General features: G+C 37.1%; 12 protein-coding genes and 1 pseudogene. All 13 read left to right on the top strand.

Going from position 1 to position 7936, the window contains the following annotated elements; all coding sequences use genetic code 11:
• Positions 1-184: 184 nt before the first annotated feature.
• A complete protein-coding gene (locus Q1K34_RS17585) occupies positions 185-1000 on the top strand; it encodes an IS3 family transposase (RefSeq protein WP_251740848.1) in 816 nt (271 codons plus the stop codon).
• A gap of 109 nt (positions 1001-1109) precedes the next feature.
• Positions 1110-1352, top strand: a complete 243-nt coding sequence (locus Q1K34_RS17580) for a hypothetical protein (RefSeq protein WP_251740847.1) — start codon at positions 1110-1112, stop codon at positions 1350-1352.
• Positions 1343-1660, top strand: a complete 318-nt coding sequence (locus Q1K34_RS17575; protein ID WP_251740846.1) for a type II toxin-antitoxin system RelE/ParE family toxin — start codon at positions 1343-1345, stop codon at positions 1658-1660. The genes Q1K34_RS17580 and Q1K34_RS17575 overlap by 10 nt, the downstream gene beginning before the upstream one ends.
• A 264-nt stretch (positions 1661-1924) precedes the next feature.
• The gene (locus Q1K34_RS17570; protein ID WP_251740845.1) at positions 1925-2956 is read left to right on the top strand and encodes an aldo/keto reductase; all 1032 of its coding nucleotides are present in this window, start codon (positions 1925-1927) and stop codon (positions 2954-2956) included.
• A 19-nt stretch (positions 2957-2975) separates the two neighbouring features.
• A complete protein-coding gene (locus Q1K34_RS17565; RefSeq protein ID WP_251740844.1) occupies positions 2976-3812 on the top strand; it encodes a dienelactone hydrolase family protein in 837 nt (278 codons plus the stop codon).
• A 5-nt stretch (positions 3813-3817) separates the two neighbouring features.
• On the top strand, positions 3818-4297 hold the full coding sequence (locus Q1K34_RS17560) for a glutathione peroxidase (RefSeq protein ID WP_251740843.1): 480 nt from the start codon (positions 3818-3820) through the stop codon (positions 4295-4297).
• A 2-nt stretch (positions 4298-4299) separates the two neighbouring features.
• On the top strand, positions 4300-4755 hold the full coding sequence (locus tag Q1K34_RS17555; RefSeq protein ID WP_127137567.1) for a MarR family winged helix-turn-helix transcriptional regulator: 456 nt from the start codon (positions 4300-4302) through the stop codon (positions 4753-4755).
• A gap of 34 nt (positions 4756-4789) precedes the next feature.
• Positions 4790-5215, top strand: a complete 426-nt coding sequence (locus Q1K34_RS17550) for a DUF6526 family protein (RefSeq protein ID WP_251740842.1) — start codon at positions 4790-4792, stop codon at positions 5213-5215.
• 18 nt (positions 5216-5233) lie between these two features.
• Entirely contained in the window at positions 5234-5617 is a 384-nt protein-coding gene (locus Q1K34_RS17545; protein ID WP_251740841.1) for a DoxX family protein, read from the top strand.
• Between the two features lie 19 nt (positions 5618-5636).
• Positions 5637-6533 (top strand): class III extradiol ring-cleavage dioxygenase, encoded by an 897-nt coding sequence (locus tag Q1K34_RS17540; RefSeq protein WP_262319377.1) that lies wholly within the window; start codon positions 5637-5639, stop codon positions 6531-6533.
• Between the two features lie 119 nt (positions 6534-6652).
• Positions 6653-7144, top strand: a complete 492-nt coding sequence (locus tag Q1K34_RS17535; protein ID WP_127137575.1) for a luciferase family protein — start codon at positions 6653-6655, stop codon at positions 7142-7144.
• An 11-nt stretch (positions 7145-7155) separates the two neighbouring features.
• Positions 7156-7611 carry a PaaI family thioesterase gene (locus tag Q1K34_RS17530; RefSeq protein WP_251740839.1) on the top strand — a complete coding sequence of 152 codons (456 nt, stop codon included), beginning with the start codon at positions 7156-7158 and terminating at the stop codon, positions 7609-7611.
• A gap of 54 nt (positions 7612-7665) precedes the next feature.
• Positions 7666-7936 (top strand): annotated as a pseudogene (locus Q1K34_RS17525) (hypothetical protein); the annotation flags it as partial.

The following is a 7936-nucleotide window of genomic DNA, read 5'->3' as shown; positions in this document are numbered from 1 at the left end:
TTCAGAAAGAGATTGAACAGCTCAAAAAGCTCTTGCTTAAAAAAGATATGGATGCTTTGATTGAAGAATCATACCTGGAAGTAGCGGCTGAAAAACTAGGCTACAAATCAGTGGTGGAACTCAAAAAAAAACTAAATATCAAGCCTTAATTAAGGCTAAAGATAAAGCCAAGGGATTTGCTTCTTTGACCGCTATTTGCAAGTGTTTCGATCTCAAACGAGATGCCTATTACAAGTATAAACGAAGAGAGGACGAGCGCCTGGAAGTAGAACGACAGGTCGTTAGGATCGTCAAACAAAGACGCAAATCCCTTCCAAGAGAAGGTGTCAGGAAACTCATGAGATCCCTGAACCATGATTTCGAAACAGCACGCCTAAAAGTAGGCAGGGATACTTTATTCAACATCCTTAGAAAACACAATATGCTCACACTTAGAAAGAAATACTGCACTAAAACCACCAACTCTATGCACCGGTTCCATAAGTACAAAAATATCATCAAAGAACTTAAAGTTAGCAGAGCCAATCAGGTATGGGTAAGCGATATCACCTATATCAGAACCGTAAAAGGCTTTTGTTACCTGGCCCTCATTACAGACATGCATTCCAGAAAAATTGTAGGTTACGACATTAGCAACAGTCTTGAACTCAAAGGATGTGTGAGAGCATTAAACAAAGCCATATACCAGGCCAAGGATATCAAAGGGCTTATTCATCATTCCGACAGAGGTTTTCAATATTGCAGTACTACATACACCCAGATCCTTCAGAAGAATAAAGTACAAATAAGCATGACCGAGGATAATCACTGCTATGAGAATGCACTGGCAGAGCGGGTAAACGGAATACTCAAAGATGAATTTTACCTCGATCAGACCTTTACAGATCTAGCTCATGCTAAAAGAGCCGCAAAAAATGCGATCAAACTATACAATGAAATAAGATTACATTTATCTTTAGACTATCAAACACCTAATGCGGTACACCAAAATGCAGCGTAAAAATCAAGTTTAACCTGTAGCCGTATTCTAGGACGAGACAGCTGCACAAAAATTCTACTAAACTAGAAGTAATAAATTAGAATTCGTATTTTTGATAAAAAGCAGAAAGATGGATTTAGAGGCTAAAAAAATATCTTTTGTTCAAGAATTTCTTCGTTTACAAAATGAGGAAATTATAAATGGTTTAGAAAAGATGTTGCATAAAAGAAAGGCTGAATTACTTGAAAAAGAGATGAAACCCATGTCTATGCAGCAATTCAATGATGAAATTGATCAAGCATTAGATGACTCTAAAAAAGGAAGATTAACTAAAGCAAGTGACTTAAAAGCAAAAGTTCAAAAATGGAGTTAACCGTTTATTGGACTCAACTAGCTGAGGATAAATTAGAAGATATATTTCATTACTATAAATATAAAGCCAGCAATAGGGTAGCTGCGAAATTGGTTAATGGAATTATTGATACTACAATTGGTTTAGAAAAAACACCGGAAATTGGGCAGAAAGAATTTCTTCTTAAAGAAAGAGAGCATGATTTTCGATACTTAGTCTTTAAAAACTACAAAATCATTTATTGGATTAATAAGACACAAAACCGTATCGAAATTGCAAATGTTTTTGATACTCGGCAAAATCCAGAAAAAATAGAGCAGACAAAGTAGCAGCCAATTGCCAACACCGCTTCATCGCAAATATGCGGTATTTGAACAAAATCGATAATTTAGAACTCCAAATAACAAAACAATAAACTGACAACTCCGTGTGCTAAATTCCGCACACTTGCGATAAGCGAAACCGTTAGCGGTCAGTGTAAAAAATTTCAAAATCCTAAAATTTGTTAAAACAAAATATATCGCTTACGATTTAATCTTCAAAGATATACTTTTGCACTTAAATATTTATCATTCACTTTAAATTAAATCACTATGAAGTACAATCAATTAGGAAATTCAGGAATTTTAGTTTCAGAACTTTGTATGGGAACGATGAGTTTTGGTAGCAGTGGCTACTGGAGTGTGGTAGGTTCTCTAGGCTATGAAGATAGCAAGCGATTAGTGGACATAGCCATAGACTCAGGCATCAACTACTTCGATTCTGCTGATGTGTATTCTCACGGCCAATCGGAAGAGATTTTAGGAAAAGCAGTAAAAGACAAAAGAAAGGATGTCATCATTGCTACCAAAGTGCGCGGTAGAATGAGTAAAGAAATTAATGATGTGGGCTTGTCCAGAAAACACATCATCGAGAGCTGCCACAATAGTTTAAAACGATTGGGTACCGACTATATCGACCATTATGTGCTTCATAGTTATGATCCTATTACCCCTTTTGAAGAAACCATTTCAACCCTTGATGACCTCGTTTCACAAGGAAAAATTAGATATTATGGGGTAAGTAACTTCCCGGCTTGGCAGCTAATGAAGTTTATCAACACCGCTGAAAAAAATCATTGGGAAAAACCCGTCTCATTGCAAGCCATTTATTCACTTATATCCAGAGATGTAGAATATGAATTGATACCGCTTTGCTTGGATCAAAAACTAGCCTTTACCCCTTGGTCGCCACTTGGAGGCGGATTTTTAACCGGTAAATACAGAAAAGACAAGCCAATGCCGGAAGGAGCAAGAAGAACCAATGAAGAGCAGAATTTTATTCAAATCGATCCGGAAAAAGGCTATGCTATTGTTGATGAGTTGGAAAAAATTGCCAACAAACACAAGGCTTCTATAGCACAAGCAGCCCTAAATTATCTTTTGAGAAAACCCGGAGTAACTTCCGTACTTATTGGAGCTACCAAGCCTCACCAGTTGGAAGACAACATCAAAACTACTACCTGGGAAATGGATGCAGAAGATGTTAAAATCCTGGATGAGCTAACAGCATTAAACCCTATTTATCCTTATTGGATGTTGCAGTTTACAGCTATGGATAGAGCCAATGGAGATTTCTTTTTATAAAATTTAAAAACCAAACAGAATGAATACGATAAATTTTAAAACATACATTTTATTGCTTTTTACACTCCTTTTTAGTGTAGAAACTCTGACTGCCCAAAACAGCAAAGAAAATGTAAAAAGCAAGGTTAAAACTGAAGAAATTACCTATAAAGATGGCCAGGTTACACTCAATGGCGTTGTTTATTATCCTGCAAAGCAAAAGGGAAAACAAGCTGCTATTTTAGTAGTGCCCGAATGGTGGGGATTGAACGAATATGTGAAAAATCGTGCTAAAATGTTGGCAGAGTTAGGCTATGTGGCTTTGGCGGTAGATATGTACGGTAATGGATTGGTCGTAGAAAACCCTGCCGATGCAGAGGCCAATGCAGGAAGGTTTTATGGCGATCCTAATCTGATAAAAAGTCGGATGCAGGCGGCTTATGATGCCGTAACCCAACTACAACAGGTGGACGCTTCAAAAGTAAGTGCCATAGGTTATTGCTTTGGCGGAACGGTTTCGCTTTTTGCTGCCAGCTTAGGGGTACCTTTAGAAACTGTGGTAAGTTTTCACGGTGGACTTACCGGCTTTCAAGCAAGTCCTGCAATGAAAAACACAAAAGTATTGGTTTGCCACGGTGAAAGTGATTCGTTTGTGCCGCAAGCTGATGTGGATAATTTTCATCAACAAATGAAAGACAACAACATTACCTACCAGTTTAAGTCTTATGCTGATGCCACACACGCTTTTACCAATAAAGCATCTACAGCTACCGGGGAAAAATTCAACCTTCCCATTTCCTACAATGAAGCTGCCGACAAAGCTTCTTGGAAGGATATGAAAGCCTTTTTCAAAACTTATTTTCCAACTAAAAAGTAATTAAAATGGAAGCGAGCTTATTTGAACTTGAGGCAAAAAAACTCAACGGAGAAACCATTTCTTTGAAAGAGTTTGAAGGTAAAACCATAGTGGTGGTAAATACTGCTAGCAAGTGCGGACTTACCCCACAATATGAGGGATTGGAAAATTTGTATAAAATATACAAAGACAAGGGGTTGGTTATTTTGGGATTTCCTTGCAACCAATTCGGAAAGCAGGAACAAGGCACAGCCAATGAGATTAGTGAATTTTGCGAAATTAATTACGGGGTAAGTTTTCCTATGTTCGACAAGGTAGAAGTCAATGGGGAAAATGCTCACCCCGTTTTTAAGTATTTAAAATCCAAACTTGGAGGCATTTTAGGTAGCAACATCAAATGGAATTTTACCAAATTTGTCATTGACAAAAACGGAAAGCCGGTCAAACGATTTGCTCCTACCACCAAGCCGGAGAAAATGGAAAGTTACCTGCGAAAAATTCTTTAAAAATGAAAAATTCTGCTGAATTAGAAATTGAAAATCAGTATTGTTTTCCGATATACGCAGCATCTAGAGTGGTAACCAAACTTTATACGCCCCTGCTCAACGAGTTGGGGCTTACTTACCCTCAATATTTAACGATGTTGGTGCTCTGGCAATACCAAAACCTGACGGTAAATGATATTGGCAGTAAACTAATGCTGGAGTCCAACACCCTGACTCCCTTGCTTAAAAGGTTGGAAAGTCAAGGTTTTATTTCAAGGAAACGCTCTAGTAGTGACGAACGTGTAGTGGAGATAAGCCTTACAGAAAAAGGAATAAATTTAAAAAAGAAGGCGAGTTACATACCTGAAAAATTATCTTGCTCCATTAGTCATTCAGGGATAAGTCAAGAAGAAATGGACCAGATGAAACATACCTTGCAAAAGCTAATTGCCTTAACTAAAGAGCATCATTGTAAATAATTTTAAACAAAGTATAACCAAAAAATAATTGAATATGCAAAATTTTAAAAATCACGTCCGTTACAATCCACTTCATCATTTTATTCTATCACCGCTCACGCTCGTTGGGGTGATATTGAGTATTGTATTGCTATTCTCTGACCACAGTCTGACTGAAAAAATCTTTTTTCTGATTTTAGCTTTAAGTGTTTTTCTCGCTTCTTTAATAGCTAGATTGTATGCCACAAAAAATCAAGACAGAACCATAAGAGCAGAACTGCGATTACGCTATTATATTTTGACAGGCAACAGATTAGAAGAATTAGAAGATAAATTAACAATGGCACAAATGGTAGCCACCAGATTTGCATCAGATAAAGAATTAGCAGCATTGATAGAGCGGGCAGCCAAAGAAAACCTTAGTCCAAAAGCCATAAAAGAAAGCATAAAAAACTGGACGGCAGATGAAAATAGAGTTTAAACCTTAAAAACATCAATTATGAGCAAAAGTAGAAAAATTACAGGTTGGGTAATGGCAGGATTGCTTACCGCTTTATTAGTAATGAGTGCCAGCCAAAAGCTATTAGGCAACCCCGAAATGGTTGAAAATTTCGGTAAATGGGGCTTGGGCTCAATGATAACCATTATAGCTCTAGGTGAATTGGTAAGTGTATTGTTGTTTTTAATACCTCGCACCGCTGTTTTAGGGGTGTTGTTATTGAGTGCCTATTTTGGAGGTGCCATATTGGTACATATGGCCAATGACGAGCCTTACGCTTTTCAATCCATCGTTCTGTTGTTCATTTGGGTAACTGCTTGGGTGAGAATCCCTGAAATGTTTAATAAACTTTTCAATGGAAATCTATCATCATCAAATTCCTAATTTTGAACAGTAGAATATAATGAATCGAAAACAATTTATATTAGCAACATTAGGACTAACAATTGTGAATACCTTAAGCAGCTTTAGAAAATATACGGATGAACTTCCTGTTCAAGGAAAAAAGATGCCTGTTTTATTTACTTCGCACGGCAATCCTATGGATATTCCGCTTTCAAGAGAAGAACGCACCTTTTGGAATACCTTATTTCAATTGGGAAAGGAATTGAAAAAAAATTATGAAGTAAAAGCTGCTTTGGTGGTTTCGGCTCACTGGTGTACCCGAGGAACTTTTGTTAACGTATCGCCTGAACAGCAACAGATTTTCGATTACTATGGGTTTCCTAAAGAATATTATGATGTATTTTACAAAGCTAAAGGCTCCCCTGAAATTGCAAAAGAAGTAAAACGCATTATCCCATCGGTTAGCGAAACTACCGACTGGGGTCTCGACCACGGAGCTTGGCCTATGCTTATGCACTTGTTTCCTGAAGCGGACGTGCCTGTATTTCAATTAAGCATCGACTATTATGCAAAACCTGAATATCATTACGAGTTAGGAAAACAATTAAAATCACTTCGTGAAAAAGGAGTACTCATCATTGGCAGCGGTGCATTAATTCACAATCTCCCACTTGCTATGAAAAAAATGCAAAGCAATGATAGTTCGCCCTATGGTTGGGAGATGGAATATGATAACTGGGTTAAGGAACAAATAGATAAAAGAAATATCTCTAACATTATTAATTATCAAAACAGTCATAAATTAGGCAAACTGGCAGCTCCTACGCCCGACCATTTTGTGCCTGTATTATATAGTTTAGGGTTGATGGATTCCAAAGATGAAATACATTACTTTTTTGAATCAGAGTCTTCCCTTCCCGCTTTTGGGGAAAGGAGTTTTATCATCAAACAATAATGACAGTATCCTGTTATTGGTACTTACTATTAATCGTTTTGATTTTCACTTCATTTAGCGTCAGTTTCAATCAAGGAAAAATACAATTAACAAAATATGAAAAATCAATCCCTAAAAATATGATAAACGAAAACACCTTTGAACTTCCCTTACGAAATGGGATTAAACCCAAAACTACACCAAGCAACCCACATATGCAGCTGAATCAACAGCCCGAAGACCGTAAACTCGTTGATTCACTAATGGATTGGGCATTCTCGCTTCCTGAAATCAACAAAGAGTTCAGCAAAATATCTGTTCCCGGAGCCCAAGCTATGTGTCTCTCTTCCGACAAAATGTGCAATGATTGTCACGCCTTTATGATTGGAAATGAGTTTGCTCACTTTCATCCAGTGCCCGATGGCAGTATGCACTTAGGTCTAACATTAAAAGATGCTGAATATGTCATAAGCCGAGGTTGGGGTGAGTTACACCCAGTTGCCAAAATGGGCTATCTTACTCATAATTTTATTATGGTGTATGCCCCTCGAAATGAAGAAGAAAAAGAAATCATTAAAAAAATTATCTTGCGGTCTTATTTATTTGCAACCGGCAAATTAAATGACAAATAAAGCCATAAAATATGCAAAAAGAATTTATTGAGTTATTAAAAAAAGGCATTGAAGAATTGATGCCTGCTAATCAACTATTAGGTATAAAAATTTTGGAAGTGAAGTCGGGTTATGCACATCTTCACGTTCCTTTTAAAAACGAATTCATTGGAGATTTCATTCAAGAGCGTTGGCACGGAGGGTTTTTAGCTGCTATTGCAGATACAGCAGGTGGCACTGCAGCTGCTACTACGCTGCAATCTCCCAAAGACAAACTCAATACCATTGATATGCGCATAGACTATCTACACGCTGCAACCTCCATCGATATAGAAGCTAAGGCTCAAGTGATTAAAGATGGGAAAACCATCGTTAAAGTGGATATTCAACTTTTTCAAGACCACCAAGAAAATCCCGTAGTAGTTGCCCGTTGTGTTTTTAGCAAATTAATAAAAGAAAATAGTGATAAGCTTTCTGGAAAAGATTAGATGTGTTGGCTTTTTCAAGAATTTAAATGAATCAAATTTTTCTATCTAAAAAAGATGAACAAGTTTTTTCGAAAATTAAAAAAAGTGATGATTGTATTTATTGTAATAGCTTCCATTTTAATTCTTGCTCTTTGGCTTTTTATGCAACAAGATAAATTTGGGGCTTCTCCAACCAAAGATGACAGGCAAAAATATGAACAACTCTCTAATTATAAGGATGGTAAATTTCAAAATATCAGTCCAACACCGATGCTTACCCCTAATTATTCTTGTATCCGTCCGAGCAACTACGCCTTATATCTGGGTTCAGCTCATTTGCTGGGCT

The sequence above is a fragment of the Christiangramia sp. genome (genome assembly GCF_029937855.1).
In the GTDB taxonomy this organism is placed as follows: Bacteria; Bacteroidota; Bacteroidia; order Flavobacteriales; family Flavobacteriaceae; genus Christiangramia.
The sequence above is the reverse complement of the archived record's forward strand: the minus strand, read 5'-3'. Positions and strand labels throughout refer to the sequence as shown.